Annotated in this window: 19 protein-coding genes and 1 tRNA gene; 12 read left to right on the top strand and 8 right to left on the bottom strand. The window is 62.2% G+C overall.

Going from position 1 to position 22,440, the window contains the following annotated elements; translation table 11 throughout:
• The first annotated feature begins 120 nt into the window (after positions 1–120).
• The 3 genes from ABX74_RS19370 (at position 121) to ABX74_RS19360 (ending at position 3,075) form a co-directional block, all read left to right on the top strand.
• Positions 121–615: a beta-class carbonic anhydrase gene (locus tag ABX74_RS19370; protein ID WP_019747848.1), complete on the top strand. Its 495-nt coding sequence runs from the start codon at positions 121–123 to the stop codon at positions 613–615.
• 19 nt (positions 616–634) lie between these two features.
• Entirely contained in the window at positions 635–1,417 is a 783-nt protein-coding gene (hisN, locus tag ABX74_RS19365; RefSeq protein WP_019747847.1) for a histidinol-phosphatase, read from the top strand.
• A 137-nt stretch (positions 1,418–1,554) separates the two neighbouring features.
• Positions 1,555–3,075 carry a multicopper oxidase family protein gene (locus ABX74_RS19360; protein ID WP_047889479.1) on the top strand — a complete coding sequence of 507 codons (1,521 nt, stop codon included), beginning with the start codon at positions 1,555–1,557 and terminating at the stop codon, positions 3,073–3,075.
• Here ABX74_RS19360 and ABX74_RS19355 read toward each other — a convergent pair.
• Positions 3,069–3,707: a response regulator gene (locus tag ABX74_RS19355; RefSeq protein WP_047889478.1), complete on the bottom strand. Its 639-nt coding sequence runs from the start codon at positions 3,705–3,707 to the stop codon at positions 3,069–3,071. The two genes, ABX74_RS19360 and ABX74_RS19355, sit on opposite strands and share 7 nt — an antisense overlap.
• Positions 3,704–4,810 carry a sensor histidine kinase gene (locus ABX74_RS19350; RefSeq protein WP_029255065.1) on the bottom strand — a complete coding sequence of 369 codons (1,107 nt, stop codon included), beginning with the start codon at positions 4,808–4,810 and terminating at the stop codon, positions 3,704–3,706. Before ABX74_RS19350 ends, ABX74_RS19355 begins: the two co-directional genes overlap by 4 nt.
• 142 nt (positions 4,811–4,952) lie before the next feature.
• Between ABX74_RS19350 and ABX74_RS19345 the strand changes: the two genes are divergently transcribed.
• From ABX74_RS19345 to ABX74_RS19335, 3 genes are all read left to right on the top strand, one after another.
• A complete protein-coding gene (locus tag ABX74_RS19345; protein WP_029255064.1) occupies positions 4,953–6,401 on the top strand; it encodes an acyl-CoA dehydrogenase family protein in 1,449 nt (482 codons plus the stop codon).
• 27 nt (positions 6,402–6,428) lie between these two features.
• Positions 6,429–7,634 carry an acyl-CoA dehydrogenase family protein gene (locus ABX74_RS19340; RefSeq protein WP_003942363.1) on the top strand — a complete coding sequence of 402 codons (1,206 nt, stop codon included), beginning with the start codon at positions 6,429–6,431 and terminating at the stop codon, positions 7,632–7,634.
• Positions 7,635–7,807: 173 nt separating this feature from the next.
• Positions 7,808–9,442: an acyl-CoA synthetase gene (locus tag ABX74_RS19335; protein ID WP_003942348.1), complete on the top strand. Its 1,635-nt coding sequence runs from the start codon at positions 7,808–7,810 to the stop codon at positions 9,440–9,442.
• Positions 9,443–9,448: 6 nt separating this feature from the next.
• Here the strand turns inward: ABX74_RS19335 and ABX74_RS19330 are convergent, their stop codons facing one another.
• The 3 genes from ABX74_RS19330 to ABX74_RS19320 are packed head-to-tail and all read right to left on the bottom strand — an operon-like array spanning position 9,449 to position 13,001.
• On the bottom strand, positions 9,449–10,777 hold the full coding sequence (locus tag ABX74_RS19330; RefSeq protein ID WP_047889477.1) for an amidohydrolase family protein: 1,329 nt from the start codon (positions 10,775–10,777) through the stop codon (positions 9,449–9,451).
• A 40-nt stretch (positions 10,778–10,817) separates the two neighbouring features.
• The gene (locus tag ABX74_RS19325; RefSeq protein ID WP_020907141.1) at positions 10,818–11,795 is read right to left on the bottom strand and encodes an isopenicillin N synthase family dioxygenase; all 978 of its coding nucleotides are present in this window, start codon (positions 11,793–11,795) and stop codon (positions 10,818–10,820) included.
• Positions 11,796–11,810: 15 nt separating this feature from the next.
• Positions 11,811–13,001, bottom strand: coding sequence for a nitrate ABC transporter substrate-binding protein (locus ABX74_RS19320; protein ID WP_047889504.1), 1,191 nt, complete (start codon positions 12,999–13,001; stop codon positions 11,811–11,813).
• 251 nt (positions 13,002–13,252) lie between these two features.
• Between ABX74_RS19320 and ABX74_RS19315 the strand changes: the two genes are divergently transcribed.
• From ABX74_RS19315 to ABX74_RS19300, 4 genes are read left to right on the top strand one after another with little or no spacing between them, the layout of a single operon-like run.
• Positions 13,253–14,035: an ABC transporter ATP-binding protein gene (locus tag ABX74_RS19315; RefSeq protein WP_047889476.1), complete on the top strand. Its 783-nt coding sequence runs from the start codon at positions 13,253–13,255 to the stop codon at positions 14,033–14,035.
• Positions 14,032–14,937, top strand: coding sequence for an ABC transporter permease (locus tag ABX74_RS19310; protein WP_047889475.1), 906 nt, complete (start codon positions 14,032–14,034; stop codon positions 14,935–14,937). The genes ABX74_RS19315 and ABX74_RS19310 overlap by 4 nt, the downstream gene beginning before the upstream one ends.
• Positions 14,934–16,004 carry an isopenicillin N synthase family dioxygenase gene (locus ABX74_RS19305; protein WP_047889474.1) on the top strand — a complete coding sequence of 357 codons (1,071 nt, stop codon included), beginning with the start codon at positions 14,934–14,936 and terminating at the stop codon, positions 16,002–16,004. The genes ABX74_RS19310 and ABX74_RS19305 overlap by 4 nt, the downstream gene beginning before the upstream one ends.
• A 47-nt stretch (positions 16,005–16,051) precedes the next feature.
• Positions 16,052–16,696, top strand: a complete 645-nt coding sequence (locus tag ABX74_RS19300; RefSeq protein WP_020907137.1) for a GntR family transcriptional regulator — start codon at positions 16,052–16,054, stop codon at positions 16,694–16,696.
• Positions 16,697–16,700: 4 nt separating this feature from the next.
• Here ABX74_RS19300 and ABX74_RS19295 read toward each other — a convergent pair whose 3' ends face one another.
• Together ABX74_RS19295 and ABX74_RS19290 are read right to left on the bottom strand one after the other, a co-directional pair.
• Positions 16,701–17,477 carry an esterase/lipase family protein gene (locus tag ABX74_RS19295; RefSeq protein ID WP_029255060.1) on the bottom strand — a complete coding sequence of 259 codons (777 nt, stop codon included), beginning with the start codon at positions 17,475–17,477 and terminating at the stop codon, positions 16,701–16,703.
• 73 nt (positions 17,478–17,550) lie between these two features.
• A tRNA-Met gene (locus ABX74_RS19290) sits at positions 17,551–17,624 on the bottom strand.
• A gap of 450 nt (positions 17,625–18,074) precedes the next feature.
• On the opposite strand from ABX74_RS19290, the gene ABX74_RS19285 reads away from it, so the two are divergent.
• Entirely contained in the window at positions 18,075–18,629 is a 555-nt protein-coding gene (locus ABX74_RS19285; RefSeq protein WP_019747833.1) for a transglycosylase family protein, read from the top strand.
• Positions 18,630–18,717: 88 nt separating this feature from the next.
• Here ABX74_RS19285 and ABX74_RS19280 read toward each other — a convergent pair whose 3' ends face one another.
• On the bottom strand, positions 18,718–21,633 hold the full coding sequence (locus tag ABX74_RS19280; protein ID WP_223257968.1) for a UPF0182 family protein: 2,916 nt from the start codon (positions 21,631–21,633) through the stop codon (positions 18,718–18,720).
• A 174-nt stretch (positions 21,634–21,807) separates the two neighbouring features.
• Between ABX74_RS19280 and ABX74_RS19275 the strand changes: the two genes are divergently transcribed.
• Positions 21,808–22,410, top strand: coding sequence for a PPA1309 family protein (locus ABX74_RS19275; protein WP_019747831.1), 603 nt, complete (start codon positions 21,808–21,810; stop codon positions 22,408–22,410).
• Positions 22,411–22,440 lie beyond the last annotated feature (30 nt).

The following is a 22,440-nucleotide window of genomic DNA, read 5'->3' as shown; positions in this document are numbered from 1 at the left end:
ACCGGGTGCCGACCTGGGCTCTGCTGTGCGTCACCCTGTCCGCTCCCCCGTGCGTCACCTATTGGGATCACCGCGACTGGAAGCCTTGCCAACCAGGGTCCGAGGGAACCTACTGGAGTGATGACTGTCACCGACGAATACCTGCAGAACAACGCCGCCTACGCCGAGCAGTTCACCGGTCCGCTCCCCCTCCCACCCAGCAAGCACGTTGCCGTTCTCGCCTGCATGGACGCCCGCATCGACGTCTATCGGGTGCTGGGGATCCAGGAAGGTGAATCGCACGTCATCCGCAATGCGGGTGGAGTCGTCACCGACGACGAGATCCGATCCCTCGCCATCAGCCAGCGTCTGCTGGGAACTACCGAGATCATCCTCATCCACCACACCGACTGCGGAATGCTGACGTTCACCGACGACGACTTCAAGCGATCCATCCAGGACGAGATCGGCATCAAACCAAACTGGGCTGCCGAATCGTTCCCCGACATCGACGAGGACGTCCGTCAGTCGTTGAAGCGCATCGAGAACAGTCCGTTCGTCACCGCGACGACCTCCCTACGCGGATTCGTCTTCGACGTCGCCACCGGAAAGCTGAACGAAGTCCTCCCCGTTTGAGCCGGTAGGTTGTGTACCCGTGACCGATCGCGCATCCGACCTCGCACTAGCCCTCCGTATCGCCGACGAGGCTGACGCGATCACTCGCGCCCGCTTCGGTGCGCTCGATCTTCGAGTCGACGACAAGCCGGACCTCACCCCTGTCTCGGACGCCGACCTCGCTGTCGAGCGTGCAGTGCGCGCGACACTCGGTGAGCACCGACCGGAGGATTCCGTACTGGGCGAAGAATTCGGCGGCGACGCAGTCTTCGAGGGCAGGCAGTGGGTGGTCGACCCCATCGACGGGACCAAGAACTTCGTCCGCAACGTACCGGTGTGGGCCACGCTGATCAGCTTGCTCGAGGACGGCGTCCCCGTTATCGGCGTCGTGAGCGCACCCGCCCTGAATCGGCGATGGTGGGCTGCAACAGGTTTGGGCGCACATACGTCCTTCGGGGACAGTGATGCGCGGGCGATCCAGGTATCCGCCGTCGATCGCAGCGAGTCAGCGAGCCTGAGCTTCTCGAGCCTCTCGGGGTGGAAGGACCGCGGAATTCGCGATCAGTTCGTCGAACTCACCGACCACGTATGGCGCGTGCGCGGTTACGGGGACTTCTTCTCCTACTGCCTAGTGGCCGAAGGCGCCGTCGACATTGCTGCCGAACCCGAGGTTTCCCTGTGGGATCTGGCAGCGCTCGACGTATTGGTCCGTGAGGCCGGCGGCGCGTTCACCGATCTGGACGGCGGCGCAGGTCCGCACGGCGGCAGCGCGGTCGCCACCAACGGACTGCTGCACGAAGACGTTCTAGCCCGCCTGCGGTAACCACCCGGATACCAGAACATCCCACCCGCCGCAAGGGTCCGAGGGAGGAGTTCCGACAGGCCCGTCGGCAGGATTCGGCACGACATCTCGGCCCGTTGACTGGAAGTAGTTGATCACGCACTACTTCCAGGAGAACGATGAACCGGATTTCCAGGCGCACGATTCTGTTCGGTCTGGCCGCAGCGCCCCTCGGGCTCGCGGTGGGCTGCGGCGCCGACCCGGCAGCGAAGAGCGCCACGTTGGCGGAGGCCGGAACTTCGCGTCCGCTACCGATTCCGCCGCTTGCCGAATCCACCGTCGACGACGCAGGTGTTCGCCACTTCACACTTCGTGCCGGTGCCGGGACCACCGAGATCGTCGCGGGAAAACTCACCGACACTTGGGGTTTCAACGGATCCATTCTGGGGCCCACCGTCCGCGCCGAACGCGGAGAATCTGTCGCATTCACGATCGACAACACACTGGCAGAGCCCACGACCGTCCATTGGCACGGCATGCATCTGCCCGCCAGATACGACGGTGGCCCGCACCAGACCATCGAAGCCGGCGGACGCTGGGAACCGGCGTGGACGATCGGTCAGCCGGCGTCGACGCTCTGGTATCACCCACACCCGCACGGATCCACCGAACGGCACGTGCAGCGCGGTCTTGCCGGACTGTTCCTGATCGACGAAGCCGACACCCGGGCGTTGGACATCCCCAAAACCTATGGTGTCGACGATGTTCCGCTGATAATCCAGGATCGTCGATTCCTCGCCGACGGCAGCTTCGACGAATCAGATCCGACCGACATCGGCCTGCTCGGCGACACGATCGTCACCAACGGCATCTCCGACGCCTACCTCGACGTCACCACCGGAGTCGTCCGGTTGCGCATCCTGAACGGCTCTTCCGGCCGTCTCTACAACCTGGGGTTCCCCGACGACCGCACGTTCGATCTGATTGCCACCGACGGCGGACTGCTCGAATCACCGATTGCGATCAAGCGGATTCAGCTCAGCCCCGGCGAACGAGCCGAGATCGTGGTTCGCGTCGACCCCGGTGCGACGACCACACTGGTGTCGTTCCCGATCGAGGACGGCGGTGGCGTGAGTTCCTCCGACGCCGAGAACTTCGGCATGAACGACCGCTTCGACATCATCGAGCTGCGGGGGGTTGCCAGCCGTGCGTCACGGTCGACTCTCCCGGCGCAGTTGGCCGTACTGCCGCGTCTCGATCCGTCGAAGGCAAGCGTTTCCCGAACCTTCGATCTGCAGTGGTACATGATCAACGGGCAACGAATGGACATGAACCGCATCGACTTCGAGGCCGAGGTCGGCGCGATCGAGGTGTGGACGATCACCAACAAGGACAACTGGCCACACAATTTCCATGTCCACGACGTACAGTTCCAGATCCTCGACGTCGACGGTCGCACTCCCCCGCCGCACTTGCGCGGACTCAAGGACACCGTCTACACACCGCCGGGCAGCAGGGTTCGCGTCGCACTGCAGTGGTCCGAGTACACCGATCCCACGTTCCCGTACATGTTCCACTGCCACCTGCTGATGCACGAGGACCAAGGGATGATGGGCCAATTCCTCGTCCTCGAACCGGGACAGAAGGCGGCTCCGATGCAGATGGACATGCCGATGCCTGGTTCGCACTCCGGTCACTGAAAGTTCTGCAAGTGGTACACAGCGAGGCGAACCCGATTGTCGCAACCGGTCTTCGACATCAGGTTCGCCACGTGCGTCTTCACCGTGGTCACACCCAGATGCAGTGAGTCTGCGATCTCCTGATTGCTCTTCCCTTCTGCCACCAGTGCGAGGACCTGCGATTCGCGATCGGTCAGCGGAACCCTCTCTGTCACCGCAGTGTCTGCGATACCACCGATCACCGCTCGATCCACAACGCGGCGGAGAAGTTCCGGAGTGAACACCATCTCGCCCTCGGCGACCCGCCGAATGGCGCCGAGCAGCTCGGCGGGTTCGGTATCCTTGACGAAGAACCCCGAAGCCCCCGCGGCGAGTGCGGGATACAGATGATCGTCGTCGTCGAAGGTGGTCAACACGAGAATGCGTGCTCGACGACCGGCCTTGACGATCTGCTGCGTGGCACCGATCCCGTCCAGCCCGGGCATTCTCAAGTCCATCAGAATCACGTCGGGATCCAATTCGGCAGCGAGTGCTACCGCCTCGACGCCGTTCGACGCCTCACCGGCCACGGTCATGTCCTCGGCTGCAGCGCACAGCATCCGCAAACCGGCGCGCACCAGTCGCTGGTCGTCGACGATCAGCACGCTGATCACGAGACACCGCCCGAGACAACCAGTGGAATACTCACGTGCACTTCCCATTTCCCGTCACTGTTCGTGCCGGCGGTCATCTCGCCGCCGACCAACTCCGCGCGCTCCTGCATTCCCACCAGGCCATGACCTGCATTCCGGGGCGATCCCTCGACGTCGTTGACAACCCTGACATGCACCCGGTTGTCATCGCGACCGACCGAGACCGATACCAGCCCCTTCTTGTCGCCATGCTTCATGACGTTGGTCAGTGATTCCTGAATCACCCGCAACAACGTCAGCCTCCCGATCGCGTCGAGATCGGCTGCGCCTGACTCGACATTCTCCTGGGTATCGAAAACCGACTGCACCTCGAAACCTGCCGCACGCACACGATCTATCGCCGCACCGATTTCCGCGTCTACGGCATCCGGCTCGACCAGAGCGACCTCACCGAGCGAAGGATCACGAAGTGCGACCAGAAGCCGACGGATATCGGCCAACGCATCCGACGCCGTCGCACGCACATCCGCGAGGACCTCACGCACGGCCTCGTCCTGGGGCGCCAAGACATGTTGAGCCACGCCGATTCTCAGGACGATCGATGCCATGTGGTGTGCAACCAGGTCGTGCAGTTCGCGGGCGAGCGCACTGCGCTCCGCAGCGCGGGTCTGCGCAAGATTGTTCGCGGCCAATTCACGCTGCGAGCGCAGATACAGTCCGAGCAGCAGTGGCAACCCCACGTACGCAAGCACTTTCACAGCCGTGGTGACCGAGAAGAATGCTTCGTGAGATTCGAACCAGATCCCCGCGAGCACCGAACCGCACCATCCTGCTGCCGATACGGCAACCATTTCTCTGCGCTCGGCCCGCATCGTGACGTCGACGACGGCGACAGCCCCGAGATACGGAACAAGTTCGGACAGCCCCCAGGCGTCGGCGACGAACATCGGAACGGCGAGCGCCGAGATGGCCAGGGACGCGAAGACCGGCCATCGACGGCCGGCGACGAAGGCAAGCGCCGACAGCATCGACAGTATCCAGTAGGTGACGGGAACTCGATACTCCCCCGGATACGTGCTGGCGATCAACAGGCACGGGACCACCACCAACGGCGCGTAGCGCATATATCGCTGTATCCGATCTGGCACCTCTGTCCGGCTCACCCCTCGAGCCTATGACGCGCATCATTTCGCGGTTTCTCGACAACAGACCTTACTGATGAGTAAGATAAAAATCGTCCAACGCCCCAACACCGAGAAACAGCTGGTGATCATGACCAAGCAAGACAGTGTTGCCCCCGACAAGAGCGCTCAGCGCAGCGAATCGGGCGCGCAGCGCGGCGGCGCCAAGGGTGCGCCCCGCGACACGTCCGCCGTCGGCCTGAACCCGATCAAACGCGACGCCATGGGCGCAGCCATGCGTGTGCTTACCAAGATCACCGGTTCGGAACTGGCCGAGAAGTTCAATCTGCGTCAGACCATCGATCGCGTGACCTACGAGGGCACCAAGACGGGCTTCAAAACCCTGGGTGCCGCCACTCGAGGATTCCAGAAGGTTTCGGGCAACGGTGCACCCAAGCGCCTGCCCGACAACCCGAGCAAGAACGCCGACTACTTCGATCTCACCCCGGACGACGACCAGAAGATGATCGTCGAGACGGTGCGTGAGTTCGCGGCCGAAATCCTGCGTCCCGCGGCCTACGACGCCGACGGCGCAGCTCAGGCCCCCGCCGATCTCTCCAAGCGCGCGGCCGAGCTCGGTATCACGCTGATCAACGTTCCCGAAGAACTCGACGGAGCAGCCGCCGATCGCGGCGCAGTCACCAATTCTCTTGTTGCCGAGGCACTTGCGCACGGAGACATGGGACTTGCACTTCCGATCCTCGCACCGAGCGGTGTTGCAGTTGCACTGACGCAGTGGGGCACCGACGCGCAGCAGAAGACCTACCTTCCGGCCTTCACCGGCGAGCAGGTCCCCGGCGCAGCAGTGGTGGTCAACGAACCACGCGCACTGTTCGATCCGTTTGCCCTGCAGACCAAGGCAGTGCGCTCCCCCAGCGGCTACAAGCTCAACGGCGTCAAGAGCTTGGTGCCCGCCGCGGCTACGTCCGAACTCTTCGTCATCGCCGCGGAACTCGACGGCAAGCCGTCCTTCTTCATCGTCGAATCCGACACCAAGGGACTCGTCGTCGAAGCAGATCCCAGCATGGGTCTGCGCGCCGCCGGCCTGGGTCGCCTGATCCTCACCGACGTCGCTGTGTCGGAGTCCGCACTGCTCGGCGACGGTGACGCCGAGCAGCGCAAGGCCGAATACGCCGACGCGATTCGCCTGGCTCGCCTCGGTTGGGCGTCCATGGCCGTCGGCACCAGCCAGGCAGTTCTCGACTACGTGATTCCGTACGTCAACGAGCGCGAAGCGTTCGGCGAGCCGATCAGCCACCGCCAGGCGGTTGCCTTCATGGTCGCCAACATCGGCATCGAACTCGACGGACTGCGTCTGGTCACGCTTCGCGGCGCTTCACGCGCCGAGCAGGGCTTGTCCTTCGCTCGCGAATCCGCTCTGGCCCGGAAGCTGGCTTCCGAGAAGGGCATGCAGATCGGCCTCGACGGTGTGCAACTCCTCGGTGGACACGGGTTCACCAAGGAACACCCGGTCGAGCGCTGGTACCGCGACCTCCGTGCCATCGGCGTTGCCGAGGGCATCGTCCTCATCTGACGCCGCTGAACTTCCAGGAGAACCACGATGATCAACCTCGAACTTCCCAAGAAGCTCAAAGCATCAGCGAACCAAGCACATCAGGTCGCGGCGCAGATCTTCCGACCCATTTCACGTAAGTACGATCTCGCTGAGCACGAGTATCCCGTCGAGCTCGACACCATGGCCGCCATGGTCGAAGGCCTCTCCGATTCCGGTGGAGACATCGGCGGTGCCAGCGGCGGACGGTCCGACGCGAGCGCCAAGGGTGGCAACGCCAACGGCGGCAACATGTCTGCGCTCCTCAACTCGCTCGAAACATCTTGGGGCGACGTCGGACTCATGCTCTCGATCCCCTACCAGGGGCTCGGCAACGCCGCGATCGCCGCAGTGTCCACCGACGAACAGCTCGAACGTTTCGGCAAGGTGTGGGCCTCGATGGCCATCACCGAACCGAGCTTCGGTTCCGACTCCGCCGCAGTGACCACCACCGCCGTTCTCGACGGCGACGAGTGGGTTCTCAACGGCGAGAAGATCTTCGTCACCGCCGGTGAGCGTTCGACGCACATCGTCGTGTGGGCGTCGGTCGACAAGTCGAAGGGCCGAGCGGCCATCAAGTCGTTCGTCGTTCCGCGTGACGCACCGGGCCTGAGCGTTGCTCGCCTCGAGCACAAACTGGGCATCAAGGCCTCCGACACCGCAGTACTCCTGCTCCAGGATTGCCGCATTCCCGCGGACAACATCCTCGGCAGCCCGGAGGTCAACGTCGAGCAGGGCTTTGCCGGCGTCATGCAGACGTTCGACAACACCCGGCCCCTCGTTGCAGCCATGGCCGTCGGCGTCGGACGCGCGGCTCTCGAAGAACTGCGCGGCATCCTGACCGAAGCCGGTGTCGAGATCTCCTACGACACACCGGTCTACAACCAGCATGCAGCTGCAGCCGAGTTCATCCGTTTGGAAGCCGACTGGGAGGCCGCGTACCTGCTGTCTCTGCGCGCGGCGTGGATGGCGGACAACAAGAAGCCGAACTCGCTCGAAGCGTCCATGTCCAAGGCGAAGGCCGGCCGCACCGGCACCGACGTGACGCTCAAGGCAGTCGAGTTGGCCGGAACTTACGGCTACTCGCAGCGCCCGTTGCTCGAGAAGTGGGGCCGCGACTCGAAGATTCTCGACATCTTCGAGGGCACCCAGCAGATCCAGCAGCTGATCGTCGCACGCCGCCTGCTCGGAAAGTCGTCCGCCGAACTGAAGTGACGGTCGAACTGAAGTGACGGTCGCACAGACCCGATCCCGAAACACTCCGCCCCGCCACCTTTCGAGGTGGCGGGGCGGAGTGCTCGGTCGCCATCGTGAAACTTCACCACCGAAACCTGATTGCCCATTAGTGTGTAATCAGTCCTACAACGACGCTCGGAAGAGGTTCACGTATGCCCGGATTGGTCACCAAGGTCACTGACACCATCGGCGCGGCGGGGGTCATGTTCCGAGCCGGACTCGTCCCGTTCCCTCGCCTCGATCGCGGGCTCAAATCCATTGCAGCCGTGGACAAGTACGGACCCTTTGCCGGTCCGGTCCATGCACACGCCGAGAACGGCTACGACGCGGTGGCGATCATCGACGAGCGCGGACCCATCACCTATGCCGAGCTAGAGCGTCAGAGCAACGCGTTGGTCCGGGCGTGGCAGGCCGACGGCATCACGTCCGACTCGGTCATGGGTGCGATGTGCCGTAACCATCGAGGCTTGGTCCTGACCATGCTGGCGGCAGCGAAGAACGGAACAAAGCTCGTTCTCATGAACACGGGCTTCGCACGGCCCCAACTCGTGGACGTCGCCGCGCGTGAGAAGGTGGTCGCCTTCGTCTACGACGACGAGTTCGCTGACATCGCCGATGCCTTGCCGGACGACGTCGTCGTCTATCGTTCCTGGCCAGAGGGCACGGCCGCGGACGGTTCCACGGCAGCTACTCTCGACGAGGCCATCGCCGGACGCACCACGTCGTCGGTGCCGGCACCCGAGAAGAACGGTGGCTTCGTCCTCCTCACCAGCGGCACAACGGGAACTCCCAAGGGTGCGCCGCGTGGCCACACCTCCCCTCTCGCGTCGGCGCAGTTCCTCGACCGCGTGCCGTTGCGCCGCGGACAGACCATGATGATGGCGGCCCCCGCCTTCCACGGAACCGGCGTCTCGCAGTTCGCTCTCGCGTTGGCGCTCGGCCAGACCGTCGTCATGCATCGAAAGTTCGACCCGGAGAACACGATCAAACTTGTCGCACAATACAAGTGCGACAGTCTGGTCGTGGTCCCGACGATGCTCACTCGCATCATCGACCTCGGTCCCGACGTGCTGTCCAAGTACGACACGTCGAACCTGAAGATCATCTTCTCGGCAGGTTCGTCACTCTCACCCGACCTGTGCAAACGAGTCACGGCCTCGTTCGGCTACGTCCTCTACAACCTGTACGGATCCACCGAGGTCGCGGTGGCAACAGTCGCGACTCCCGAGGATCTGACCATTGCGCCGGGAACCGCGGGCCGCGCGCCGGTGACCTGTCACGTCGAACTGTTCGACGAGAACAACAAGAAGATCACCACCCCACACACGATCGGCAGAATCTTCGTCGCCAGCGGGCTGAGCTTCGAGGGATACACCGACGGGCGTGACAAGGAACGTATCGACGGACTTCTCTCGACCGGCGACGTCGGACACTTCGACGCCAACGGCCTCCTCTTCGTCGACGGCCGCGACGACGACATGATCGTCTCCGGTGGCGAGAACGTCTACCCGCTCGAAGTCGAGAACCTGCTCGCCGATCGAGAGGACGTCTTGGAAGCGGCAGTCATCGGAGTCGAGGACGCCGACTTCGGGCACCGCCTGCGAGCGTTTGTCGTCGTCGCCCACGGCGCCGACCAGAACTCCGACGAGCTGAAGGATCACGTCCGGTCGAATCTCGCGCGCTACAAGGTTCCCCGCGAGATCGTCTTCATCGACGAACTTCCCCGCAACGCCACCGGAAAGCTGTTGCGCCGCGTCCTGATCGAGATGGAGATCAGCGAAGACTGAGCACAGTCACAAAGCGCTGAGCGTCCGGATCAGTTCCGCCTCGTCGACGCGAGTGGAGTGCCCGTCGCGGAGCACGACCTCGCCCGCAACCATCACCGTGTCCACGATCTGACGACTGCCCGTCGTGAGAATGGACGCGCCCGGATCTCGCACCGGGAGGCAACCGAAGTCGCGTTCGAACCGAATCATGGTGAGGTCGGCGGGATCGCCCACGGAGATCCCGCCAGACCTGGCCGGCAGACCGAGTGCTGCGTTCGCACCGCCGGATGCGATGTCGATCATGGCTTCGAAGCCGAGCAGGTCGGCGCGGCCACGCGCGGCTCGCTGCACGTAGGCGCCGGTGCGCAGCGTCTCGAGCATGTCCTGAGTATCGTTGCTGGCTGCGCCGTCCACACCCAACCCCACCGCGATCCCCGCGTCGAGGAAACTCGGGACGGGCGCGATTCCGCTACCGAGGCGCATGTTGCTGACGGGGTTGTACGACACTCCGACGCCGCGCTCCGCCAGCACCTTCTGACCACGGTCGTCGAGTTCGACGCAGTGGACCGCCAGCACCCGGTCCCACAAGAACCCATGGGAATCGAGGTAGTCGACCGCGTTCATGCCCGCGTGTTCGGTACACATCGTGTTGTCGGTCTGCGTCTCGAGCAGGTGAATCGAGACCGTCAGGTCGCGAGCCCGCGCGAACTCACGCACTTCCGACATCCCGTCCGGGGTCAGCGAACGCGGGTTCGGTACCGCGACTGCCACGTCAATGCGGGAACCTGCGACGTCGCGCATCATCTGATCCGTATGTGCGAGAACATCTCCGAGTGGTTGCATGAGCCGCGGATCGAAGCCCCACTTCCTCGTCTTGTCCGCCCGGTCTGCGGTTCCGCGTCCCAGCACCGCACGAATCCCGGTGTCGTGCAACGCCCGGATCACAGCGTCGTGAACCTCGCTGGACGGGTGCGGCCACATGTGTTCGACCAGGGTCGTCGTACCGCTGCGCAATGCCTCCAGCGAGGCTGCGACAGTGGCCGTGTATGCGCGCTCCGGCGTGATCTGAACCGACTCTTCTGCGACCGCGAGTAGCCATTCGAGAAGCGGTGTCCCTTCGGCGATCCCCCGCATCAGTGACTGCTGAAGGTGCGTATGGGTGTTGACGAACCCAGGGATCAGATACGCCCCCGATCCGTCCACACTTCCAGGTGTGGCGGTGCCGGTCGACTTCTCGATCGATTCGACCACCCCATTCGAGACGACGACGTCGCGGCCGGCCAGCCATTGCCCGCCGCTGTACAACGTCACGTCCCGGATGATCGCGTCGGTCATGTTCTTGGGCGCGGTAGTCATCGCCAGTTCTCCTGAAAGTGTGTGACGGAACGGATACGGATCAACGCGCGAAGTTCGCGCGTACTCGCTGGTCGATGTAGTCCTCGGCAGTGATCGGCGGGTACTTGCCCGCCGGCCCCTCGATGGTCACGTCGCGGTTCGCCTGAGCGAAGAACGCGAGGCTGTAGCGGGCTCCCCGATAGTCGGTGACTCCGGGACTCTTGACCCGGTGGAAGTTCGACGGCAGGACATCATCACTCCATCTCATCAGCATGTCGCCGATGTTGCAGGTGATCGCTTCCTCGGCCGGCACCACCGACGTCCATTCCTGGGTGTCCATCTCCTTGCCCGGGCACAGTTGCAACCCGCCCTGACCGTCACGCTGGAAAAGCAATGTCAGGCAATCGAAATCGGTGTGCGCTCCGGCACGCCACATCCCTTCGACATCTGCGTCGGCGGCAAGGGGGAAGTAGTGGAGTAGTCGCAGTGTGCTCTGGTAGGTGGCCACCGACGGGTCATGTGCCCTGGTGAAGAAGTCTCGTTCGAATCCCAGCTTCTCGGCGAAGCACGACAACAGGTCCATCGCAATGCCCCAGCACTTGGCTTCGAAGTCCAGGATCGTTTCGCGGAATCCACCCAATTCGTCTGCAGTGGGCCACAGATCACCCATATGCGGGCGGGTCACCTGGTAGGACTCTTTCTGATCAGGCGTTCCGATGGACGGACGCACCTGCGTCATGCTCTCCCAGCCGGAGTTGAAACCCTTCTTGAGCGGATACTGGGCTTTGACCTCAGTGGGCAGTGCAAAGAATCGCTCGGCCGCCGCGAAAGCCTCGCGGACCTGGTCCAGATCGATTCCGTGATTGACGATTTGGAAGAATCCGATGTCGGTCGCTGCCGACCACAACTCCTCGGCGATCTCGCTGCGCCGGTTCTCGAAATCCGAGAGATCGATTCTTCGGACCTCGCGGTCGGTGGTCTCCGTGCCCAGGCCACCCATGCGGGTCTCGCGGTTGAGTTCTGTCATGTCGTACGTCATTTGCTGTGAGCTCCTTCAGCGGATTCCGATGGACCGATCGGTGAATTTGTCGGTGTAGATCTCTTCTGCAGGCGATGACTGCGGTATCGCCGCACCCCCGGCGTTCAGAATGGGCTTCAGTTCTTCGACGGTGTGAGCGACTCGCGTCATGTCGAACGTGCCGACGGATCCGTCTGCCTCGTTCGCGATCAGGCCTTTCTCTTTCAGGAGCTGGGCACTGAATGCTGCTTCACCCTCGGTGTAGGGAGAGAACGACACGTCCTGCGAGACGACGTCGACAATGGCAGCATTCGCCGCATCCGGCGCAGTGATGTAGTCCGCGGTGGACTGCTGAATGATCGGAACCAGCTTGCTCAAACACGGCGAGAGTGTCTCGACCTTGTCGGCACGAACGGAAACATTGGACGCGTAGATGTCGAAACCCGAATCTTTCAGCAGGTCATAGGAAACCGGCTTGTCCCACGCCGGCGTCTCCTTCTCGTACGTGTACGGTTCCGAATTCGCGAATCCTTGCTGAGCGATGGTCGGGTCACCGACAAATCGCGAGGGAGCTCCGTCGTAGCTCGTGTCGAGCTGAGACTGCTTCAGTAGTCCTTTCGCCACGAGCCACTGCGGAAAGAGTTGCTCCTTGGAAACGACGACACTCGCGTCGGACTTGCCGATATCGGCAACACTCGTCCAGTCCGGATGAGACTCTTTGTCCCACATGAGGATTGCCGGGCTGTATTTGAGCAATGGCGTGACGGCCACAACGGGCTGACTTGCCGCTGCCGCGATCACCTGATCCCCGTGCACCAAGCCGAGAGTGATGGAATCGTCGACGTACATCTGGGAGCTGACGGATTGGAACCCGATTGCCGGTCCCCCGGCCCGCAAGGTCAGGTCGACTCCGGTGTCCTTCCCTCCGGCGACAAGAGTCCCACTGACGGACTTGTCGTCGGTGTCGACCGAATAGCCGGGACCGAGCATCTCGAAGAGCGCTCCCATATCCGACTGTGGCTGCCATTGGAGTTGAACCACAACGTTTTCCGGACAGAGACCAGCAAGGTTCTGCGCCTCGGCAGCTGGTTCGAGAGATTCGGCTTTGGTCGTCTCAGCCTCACTGGAGCTGCACGCAGTCAATCCGATGGCTGCACACATGGCCAGTGCCGCGCCCGCCGCTCCCACACTTCTGCGATTGGAATACACCTTGCGATTTGAATACACAGCGTCTCCTTCGTGAAAACAATTGGGATGTGGGCGAACCAAGAAGGGTGATCCGATGAGCACACTCTGCAGCACGTGGATTACATGCAATCGCCTCGTTGTTTCCATCAGGTAACGCGCGCCAGTATTCTCGCTTCACCTGCAATGTCACCTCACATTTACATTCAGCAATCTAGGCGACATACATGCAATTCAAGATAGTTCCTACATATTGAAGAACTTTTGCATGCATTACCGAACCGGAGGCTCAGATGGAACTCGCGAACACGATGCAGGATGCCGACGCTCGCAAGCTCACCGCGCCGATGCAGATGGTCTTTTCCGATGTCATCAAGAAGTTCGATACCGGCACTGTCGCGCTGGACGGCATCGATCTGGACGTGGAGCGAGGAGACTTCGTCGCCGTGGTCGGACCCTCCGGCTGTGGCAAGTCGACTTTGTTGCGCATGGCGGCCGGCCTCGAGCGACCGACCAGTGGTGCGGTTGCCCTCGACACCGAATCAGTTGGCTTCATCTTCCAAGAGCCGACTCTGCTCCCCTGGCGAACCGTGCAGGCCAACGTCGAATTATCGGCAGAACTCGGTGGCGGCGACAAAGCAGCGCGAAAGTTGCGCGCCGACGAGGCAATCCGCGCAGTCGGCCTTGCGGACTTTGCGAAACAACTGCCCAATGCGTTGTCAGGCGGAATGAAGATGCGTGTCTCGTTGGCGCGTGCGCTCACCCTCGCACCCGCTGTGATGCTGCTCGACGAACCTTTTGGTGCGCTCGACGAGATGACACGACTGGAGATGCAGGTAGAGCTCCAAAGGCTCTACACCGACAAAGGGTTCACCTCGATGTTCATCACGCACTCGGTATCCGAAGCCGTGTACCTCGCAAACAAGGTGGTCGTCATGACCGCCAGGCCTGGACGAATACATTCGGTCGTGGACATCGATTTCCCGTACCCGCGTAGCCCGGAACTGCGCTACGACGCCCGATACACCGAACATGTCGCCGAGATCTCGGCCAGCCTCCATGGGAGCTCACGATGACCGAAGTCCTTGCAGTACAACAGGGCACCACCGTACGCAATACCGCCGTTCGTAATGATTCTGCGACCACGGCGCAAGCACAGGCACAGTCCGGACGGCCCTCTCGAATGAGAGCGCTCGGCACCTTCCTGCTCTATCCGCTGCTCTCACTTGCCGGCGCGGTCGCAGCGTGGTCGATCGTCAGCTACCTCGTTCTCTCCCCGGAACGTCGATTTCTCCTTCCGCCGCCGAGTCAAGTACTGACGAAGTCGCTACTCGACTGGAAACACCTCTCTCCCATGCTCGAAGCCCTCGCAGTGACGGCACAGGTTGCGCTGGTCGGCTTCGTCGTCGCGGTGGCAGTCGGCGTCGGAACCGGCGTGCTGATGAGCCAGGCCAAGTGGATCGAGCGGATCGTCTATCCATATGCCGTTGTGCTGCAGGTCATTCCCATCCTCGCCATCGTCCCCCTCATCGGGCTCTGGTTCGGCTACGGCATGACCGCGCGCACCCTGGTGTGCGTTCTCATCGCGGCCTTCCCGATCATCACCAACACACACTTCGGGTTGCAATCGGTCGATCGCGGACTGCACGAACTCTTCACCCTCGGCCGCGCCTCGCGTTGGGATCGACTGGTGAAACTCGAACTGCGAGCGGCAATGCCGGCCATTCTCACCGGCATCCGCACCGCCTCCGGCCTTGTGGTCGTCGGTGCCATCATCGGCGACATGTTCTTCGCCAAAGGACAACCCGGGATCGGGACCCTGCTCGACGTCTACCGAAGCCGCCTTCAGTCCGAGGATCTGATCGCCGCGATCGTGATCGCGTCGGTGTTCGGCGTCCTCGTCTTCTCTGCCTTTGGATTCCTCTCACGTGTGCTCGTCGGTAAGTGGCACACGTCCGGCCGCAAGGACTTTAAATGACCCACGAAATTCCCGCCTTCGAAATCCCTACGATCGATATCAGCCCGTACCTCACCGGCGAGGCATCGGCTGCAAACGCCACCAACAGCACTGCCTGTGCGGAAGTGGCAGCTCAACTCGATCGCGCGTGCCGGGAGGTCGGATTCATACAGATTGTCGGACACAGCATTCCACGATCGGCGACCGACGGACTGGCCGACGCTCTCGACGAGTTCTTTGCTCTCCCACTGACGGTGAAGAACAACTATCGCCGTCCCTCGTCCGAGAACCGTGGCTACTCGCCACCGAAGTCGGAATCACTCAGCATGAGCCTGGGCGTCGCCGCTGCGAACCAGATGAACGATTTCTACGAAGCAATAGTCGTGGGTACAGAGGTGAGCGACTATCCGGCCCTCGACCTACCCGAGTCCAGCTACGCCGCCAACACTTGGCCTGAGGCCGCGCCCGGATTCCGACCGGCAATCGAAGAGTATTTCCGTCATGCCCAGGGCTTGGCACGAATCCTGATGTGCGCCTTTACCGACGCCCTCGGATTGCAGCCCGAGTACTTCGATTCGATGCTCGACCATTCGATCGACGCGATGAAGATGAACAACTACGCACTGCCTGAGGGCGAGATCCGCATCTCCGGCGACATGACGGGAATGGGCGCTCACACCGACTTCGGAATCTTGACCATCCTGTGGGCAGATCAAGTTCCGGGCCTTCAAGTTCTGAGTGCCGATGGCGTATGGCACGACGTCCAACCTGCCGACGGCGCACTCTTGATCAACCTCGGCGACGCGATGGCACGCTGGACGAACGACCGATGGCGCTCGACAGTGCACCGAGTCGACCCACCTATCGTCGATGGTCAGATCATCCGACGTCGCTCTGCCGCATTCTTTTTCGACGGAAACTACGACGCCGTCATCGAAGCACTGCCAGGGACTCTCGAACCGGGCGAGGTGGGATACCCGCCGATCACAATCGCCGAGAACATCGCGGCCAAAGTGGCCGGACTGAAAGGCGCGACGGCGCCCGAGGTCGACAGTCGCAGCGCTGACCGGGTGCGCGCCGCCGGATAGCGCTCCCGGGTACCGTCGATATCGTGCAGGATCGAAGTGAGGACAAGATGACCACCACCGAACGAGCTTTGCTCACCGAGTCCGTGCACGAGACGCTTCGAGAACTGATCTTTTCGGGAGAGCTGGCGCCGGGGACACCACTGAGTGTTCCCGCGCTGGCGAGCAAGCTCAATGTCAGTCGAACGCCGGTCCGCGAGGCCGTGCAGCAGTTGATCTACGAGGGCATCGCGGTCCACACCCGAAATGCGGGTGCAAAAGTCGATTCGCTTGACGCAGAGTCTCTGCGCGCGGTCTTCGAGGTGCGTGAGGTACTCGACGGTCTCGCGGCGTTCAACGCGACGGCCAATGCCACGCATGAAACCGTGTCACAGCTGAACAAGATGGTGCAGGTGCAACGCGAACTTCTCGAGAGCCCGCCGGATCAGCGTCGCGATTCGACGCTGGACCTCGAGTTCCACACCTTGATTCGTGAGACTGCATGCAATCACCCGCTCAGTGAAGCCCTACATCGTCTCGACGGACAGTCACATCTCTACCGTTCGGACATGTGGAGCCTCGAGCTCAATCGGCGGATCGCCGTCACCGAGCACGCTCGTATAGTCGCGGCCATCGAATCGGGTGACGCCTTGGGGGCCAGAACTGCCGCGAGCGCACACGTAGCCGGGCTACTCGTCCGAACAACCCGGACCTGAAGCTTTACCGAAATGACGGGAACAACGTGTCAGGCCAGGTGATGTCGCCGTCGTTCTCGTCCACGAACGTACCGACACAGTCGCGCCCCAAAGCGCTGATCGCTCCCGAGATGACCTCTGGATGCTCGAGCTCGGTGAGATGGTCTGCTCCGGTTCCGGCCCCGGGAACGCCATCGATGTACACCCGGCACTGGCCCCCGTCCAACCGACCGTCCGCCCACTCGCCTGAGCTCTGCACCACCGAATAGTAGGCAGATCCAGGAGTGTCCTCACCGGCATTGAGCTTGGTGAGAACTTCGGAGAACATGCAGGTGTCGTAACCGTCGGCAGGGCCTTGTACGCAGCCACCGGGGCTACCGTACTGAGGAGCACCGATGGCGACGAATGAATCCACTACTTCGGAGCCACCGAGGAACTTCGCGTAGTACCGGGAGCTCAGTCCACCCGCACTGTGCGCGATCACCCCGACGGAGTCAGCGCCGGCAGCGTAGGAGCGAATCGAATCGGCAATCAGCTCGGCGTCGGCCGCAATCATCTTGCCGGGTGCGTCGACGAAGTGTGTCTCGTAGCCAGCAGCGCTCAGTGCCTCGTCGAGGGCGCGGTAGGTCGCCTGGTGCGTTTCTCCCGAGTTGTAGAGCTGCTGCCCTGGAACGATGAAGACCACGCGCTTCGCATCGGTGATCCGCCCACCGGCGGCAGCGCTTCCTGCCGAGAACGCCAGAGCGGTGGCCACCAGCGAAGTAGTCACCGCCATCGCCAAAAGAATCTTCGAGAGTCGCACGTCGCCACCCTACGACGGCTGCGCACAAAAAAGGACCGCCGCACTGGAATCCAGTGCGGCGGTCCTTTTCTAGTAGCGGGGACAGGATTTGAACCTGCGACCTCTGGGTTATGAGCCCAGCGAGCTACCGAGCTGCTCCACCCCGCGATGCATTGACAAAGTTACACGAGCAGATGAACGGAACGCAAATCGCCTGCGCTGGAGCGAAATACACGCCTGAAAGTCGAAGAATCGGGTGACTGGGTTCACAAAATGCCCGTGAGCATCAACACATAACAAGCATGTAACGAACGTACCTCGAAACGGCATCGGAAAGGCTCTACCAGCACAAACGCCGAAAATCCTGGATGGGAGAAGACCAGGTGGTCCGGAAAATCGCGAATCGACCCTCGTTCAGCGCTCCCGTACGGTCGGTCCCGGCCCGAATCAACCGGGCGAACGCCGACCCGCCGCTGCTCCACTCTGCCCCGCGGGATCGGAACCCCCGAAACCTTCGAGGGGCAGAGACACGGAGAGACAAGCGCCCGGGAAAGTCAGCACCATCGCCGACCCGCAGGCCCGCCGATGTCAGCAAGCGCGGAGAGGATTTACCCCGACATGACGTACACCAGCATCAGCAAGCGTGCATTCGGCACATTGGCAGTAGCCGGCGCACTTGTCGCAGTGCCCCTCACCATGAGCACCGGCACCGCTTCCGCAGCCACCCACAACTGGGACGGCGTCGCACAGTGCGAGAGCGGTGGCGACTGGAACATCAACACCGGAAACGGCTACTACGGCGGCCTGCAGTTCTCGCAGAGCACCTGGACCGCCAACGGTGGCACCGGCTCGCCCGCCAACGCTTCCAAGGAAGAGCAGATCCGCGTCGCCGAGAACACCCTGCAGAGCCAGGGCCCCGGCGCATGGCCCGTCTGCGGCCAGCGTCTGACCGTCGCAAGCGAGCCGGCAGTCGAAGAGGCTCCCGCCGCAGCACCGGCTCCCGTCGCCGAGGCACCCGCAGTTGCTCCCGCCGTCGAAATCCCGGCCGAGCTCAAGCCCGCCGCACAGCAGGCTTACGACACCGCTCGTGACCTCGCCGGCCAGTACGGATTCGCCGCACAGTTCCAGCAGCTCTCCGATGCCAACGCACCGATCGTTGCAGCATTGCGCTGATTCAGCTCATACAGCTTCACTGAGCACACAAGAAGGCCCACCATCCGATCGGATGGTGGGCCTTCTGCTATTCATGAACTGACGCCGCTTACCTCGGCAGCGCCTGGTACGCGTCGACAGCCTTCTGCAGGCGGTCGAGCGCAGCACCGTAGCTGGTGAAGTCACCGCTCTGTTGCGCCGACTTCAATGCCGCCATTGCCGAATTGACCTCGGCCAGCGCCTTCGTGACGTCATCCGAAGAAGCCGGCGGGGCCGGTGCCGTCGGAGTAGTCGGCGTTTCCGGTTGCGCTCCGGTATCCGGATCGGGTGCCGGCTGGGTGACAGTCGCTGCCGAACCTGCGCCCGGCCAAATCTGACTGATCGCCTCGGAGACGGTCGGTGCATAACCGATCCGAATGCCGTTGGTGTCGCTGAAGCTCACCAGCACACGCGCCAACTGAGGGAACGCGTTCTGCGAGTTTCGCTGCGAGTACAAAGGTTCGACGTAGAGGATTCCGCCCTCGGCAATCGGCAGAGTCAGCAGGTTTCCGTACTGAATCTTGTTCGACTGCTTGAGCAGTGACACTTCCGAAGCAACACGCGAATCCGACGTCATCGCAGACTGAGCCTGCTGTGGACCCTGAGTCTGCGTATCGGTCGGCAGCTGCAGCACCGTGAACTTGCCGTAGTTCTCCTTGTCGTTCGCCACCGAGATGTAGGCCGACAGCAACTCACGACTGAACCCGACCATCGGACTGGTCAGACGGAAATCCGCCTTCGCGGTGTCCTTGTCGCCCACCAGCACGTAGTACGGCGGCTGGTTGGCCGACGTGTCGATCGTCGGATCACTCGGAACCGACCAGAACGCGTTGTTGGTGAAGAACTCACTCGGATCGTCGACGTGGTACTTCGCCAGCATCTCTCGCTGAACCTTGAACATGTCTTCCGGGTAGCGGAAGTGCGCCTGCAGGTCGTCCGAGATTTCGCTCTTCGGCTTCACCGTGTTCGGGAAGACTCCCATCCACGCCTTCAGAACCGGATCCTGCTCGTCGACCTGGTAGAGCGTGACCGTGCCGTCGTAGGCGTCGACCGTGGCCTTCACGGAGTTACGGATGTAGGAGAACTCCTGACGCGGAATGAGGCGCCCGGTTGTCTGGTCGATACTGTCCTCGACCAACCCGTCGAGCGAACTGCGCTGCGCGTACGGGTAGTCCTGGGCGGTGGTGTAGCCGTCGATGATCCACTGCATCTTGCCGTCGACCACTGCGGGGTAGGCAGCGCCGTCGGTCGTCAGCCAAGGCGCGACCTCCTCGACCCTTTCCTTCGGATCACGCTTGAAGATGATCTTCGAGTTCGAGCCGATTGCACTCGAGAACAAGATGTTGCGCTCGGTGTACTTCGCCGCGAATGCAAGACGGTTGAACCAGTTGCCGATCGAGACACCACCCGAACCGGTGTAGGTGTACTTCGAGGTGTCGGTGTCGTACTCACGAGGTCCCTCGCCGTCGACGGAACCGACGATCGAGTAATCGGCGTCCGACTGGCTGATCACCTCGCCGTAGTACGACCGCGGATTGTCCACCTTGAGGTTCTCGTTCTCGGGCGTGGTCGTCAGGTCGCTGACCGAGTAGATCGGGTAACCACCGGTGTTGTTCTGACTGTCGCCCTGCACGGCCGTGACTTCGTTCGCCTGGGCCGCGACGAAACCGTTGCCGTGCGTGTAGACCGTGTGCTTGTTGATCCAGTCCGTCTGGTTCCCGGAAAGGTTGTTCGGCGACAGCTCACGCGCTGCGACAACGAAGTCGCGCAACTGGCCGTCCTGTTCGTAGCGGTCGACGTTGAGCGTCTGCGGGAACCCGTAGAAGTTCTTGAGCTGACGCTGAGCGGTGAACGTCGGCGACAGGATCGTCGGATCCAGCAGTCGGGTGTTCGCGATCGTGGTCCGGTCGGCCGGAACGTCCTGGGGCTGCTTGGTGCCAACTCCCGGATAGTCGACGTAGTCGACGTTTTCTTCCGTGATCCCGTACGCCTGACGGGTCGCTTCGATGTTTCGTTCGATGTACGTGCTCTCCTTCTGCGCCGCATTGGGCTTGACGGAGAACTGCTCGACGATCATCGGGTAGACCGCACCGACGAGCACCGACGAAAGAACCAGTAGAGCGACTGCCATGGCCGGTATCCGAAGATCCCGCGTGAAGATCGAGGCGAAGAACGCCAAGGCGCAGATGACCGCAATGGACAACAGAATCAGCTTCGCCGGCAGAACCGCATTGATGTCGGTGAAGCCCGGACCGGTGAACGTCGGTTCCTTACGACTACTCGACATCAACGAGTACCGATCGAACCAGTACGCCACCGCCTTGAGGAGCACGAAGGTGCCGGCGATGACAGCCAGTTGAATACGTGCGGCAGTCGTGAATGTGCCAGCGCGCCCGGCCAACTTGATCCCACCGAAAACGTAGTGGGTGACCAGGTTTGCCACGAAGGCAAGCAGAATCGAGACGAACAACCAATTCAGAACGAAGCGGTAGAACGGCAGATCGAACGTGTAGAAGCCGACGTCCAAGTTGAACTGAGGATCGGTGATGCCGAACGGCTGACCGTTGAGGAACAACTGGATCGTGACCCAGTTGGCCTGCGCGATGAGACCGGAGAGAATGCCGATCGCGACCGGAATGATCACGCCGAACAGACGAAGTCGCGACATGACGGTCGTGCGGTAGCGCGCGATCGGATCGTTGGGTCCGGAGACCGGAACGAACACCGGACGTGCGCGGTACGCGAGAAGCATCGCGAGCCACACGATGGCTCCGACGACAATTCCGACCACGAGGAAGAGCACGAATCGCGTCAGCAGAACCTTGGTGAAGACACCGCGGTAGCCGACTTCTCCGAACCACAACCAGTCCGTGTACATGCCGATCAGTCGCGGCCCCACGAGCAGCAAGGCCGCCACTACGACAGCCACCACCAACAAGATTCGACTGCGTCTGGACAGAGAGGGTAAACCTGCGGGGGGCCGCATGCCCACGTGCCACGCTCCAAGATTTGGCGACGCCGTGGCGTCGCAACCGATTGCATCGATCACTGCGGCCACGCCCGAGTGGACTTGGCCGTTTCCGACCACTCTACGTAACAACGGTCACGGGTTGACAACACGGAGAGCAGAGAGCCGGACAGAAGGTGGGAGGATGAACGTGTGAGTGAAGAGAATATGAGCAGATCACCGAGTGCCCTCGCCCGGTGCGTTCATGAAGTTGTCGACCACATCGACGCCGAAGGCTGGGATCAACCGCCGAAGCTGTACGCGTTGGTGCCTACCGAAATGCTCGCCGCGGCCGAACCCGGACTGCTCGACCAACTCGCCGAGGGCGCCGAATACACACCGATCGAACAGGAATCGCTTCCCGAGGACATCATCGGCGGTTCACGGGCACTCGACGAGTTCCTGGCAACGACGCATTGGCCCGAGTCGGTGCAGGGTTGCATCCTGGTTCAGGAGATCGTCGTCCTGCCGCCCGAGGCGGAATCGGATCTCGATCACGCCACGGCGCCGGTATTGACCGATCAGCATGCTGCGGACGAGGTCGCGCGACTGACGGCCAACGCGCATCCCGATCGACGCGAGGCTCGACTGTTCGTCGGCGTGCTCCGTGACGGTCCTTCGCTGTCGCTTCTGCAGATGCGTCCCGACGAGGATGCGGATCCGTACGGCGACCTGGAACTGCTCACCTACGACGGTCTTGCACCTCACCTGGTTCACGCGTTGTACGCGACGCTCGACGAGGTCGAAGAAGACTGAAAGAAGAAGACTGACCGAGCCTGTCTTCGG

Source organism: Rhodococcus sp. ARP2, assembly GCF_001029585.1.
GTDB lineage: Bacteria > Actinomycetota > Actinomycetes > Mycobacteriales > Mycobacteriaceae > Rhodococcus_F > Rhodococcus_F erythropolis.
This window is presented reverse-complemented; position numbering and strand designations above follow the sequence as displayed.

Bases quoted from the DNA above. Each gene is read 5' to 3' on its own strand.
- ABX74_RS19305 (WP_047889474.1), top strand. From the start codon at position 14,934: ATGACCCACGAAATTCCCGCCTTCGAAATCCCTACGATCGATATCAGC.
- ABX74_RS19325 (WP_020907141.1), bottom strand. From the start codon at position 11,795: ATGACGTACGACATGACAGAACTCAACCGCGAGACCCGCATGGGTGGC.
- ABX74_RS19370 (WP_019747848.1), top strand. From the start codon at position 121: ATGACTGTCACCGACGAATACCTGCAGAACAACGCCGCCTACGCCGAG.
- ABX74_RS19335 (WP_003942348.1), top strand. From the start codon at position 7,808: ATGCCCGGATTGGTCACCAAGGTCACTGACACCATCGGCGCGGCGGGG.
- ABX74_RS19330 (WP_047889477.1), bottom strand. From the start codon at position 10,777: ATGACTACCGCGCCCAAGAACATGACCGACGCGATCATCCGGGACGTG.
- ABX74_RS19280 (WP_223257968.1), bottom strand. From the start codon at position 21,633: ATGCGGCCCCCCGCAGGTTTACCCTCTCTGTCCAGACGCAGTCGAATC.
- ABX74_RS19310 (WP_047889475.1), top strand. From the start codon at position 14,032: ATGACCGAAGTCCTTGCAGTACAACAGGGCACCACCGTACGCAATACC.
- ABX74_RS19285 (WP_019747833.1), top strand. From the start codon at position 18,075: ATGACGTACACCAGCATCAGCAAGCGTGCATTCGGCACATTGGCAGTA.
- ABX74_RS19360 (WP_047889479.1), top strand. From the start codon at position 1,555: ATGAACCGGATTTCCAGGCGCACGATTCTGTTCGGTCTGGCCGCAGCG.
- ABX74_RS19350 (WP_029255065.1), bottom strand. From the start codon at position 4,810: ATGCGCTACGCGCCGTTGGTGGTGGTCCCGTGCCTGTTGATCGCCAGC.
- ABX74_RS19315 (WP_047889476.1), top strand. From the start codon at position 13,253: ATGGAACTCGCGAACACGATGCAGGATGCCGACGCTCGCAAGCTCACC.
- ABX74_RS19340 (WP_003942363.1), top strand. From the start codon at position 6,429: ATGATCAACCTCGAACTTCCCAAGAAGCTCAAAGCATCAGCGAACCAA.
- ABX74_RS19300 (WP_020907137.1), top strand. From the start codon at position 16,052: ATGACCACCACCGAACGAGCTTTGCTCACCGAGTCCGTGCACGAGACG.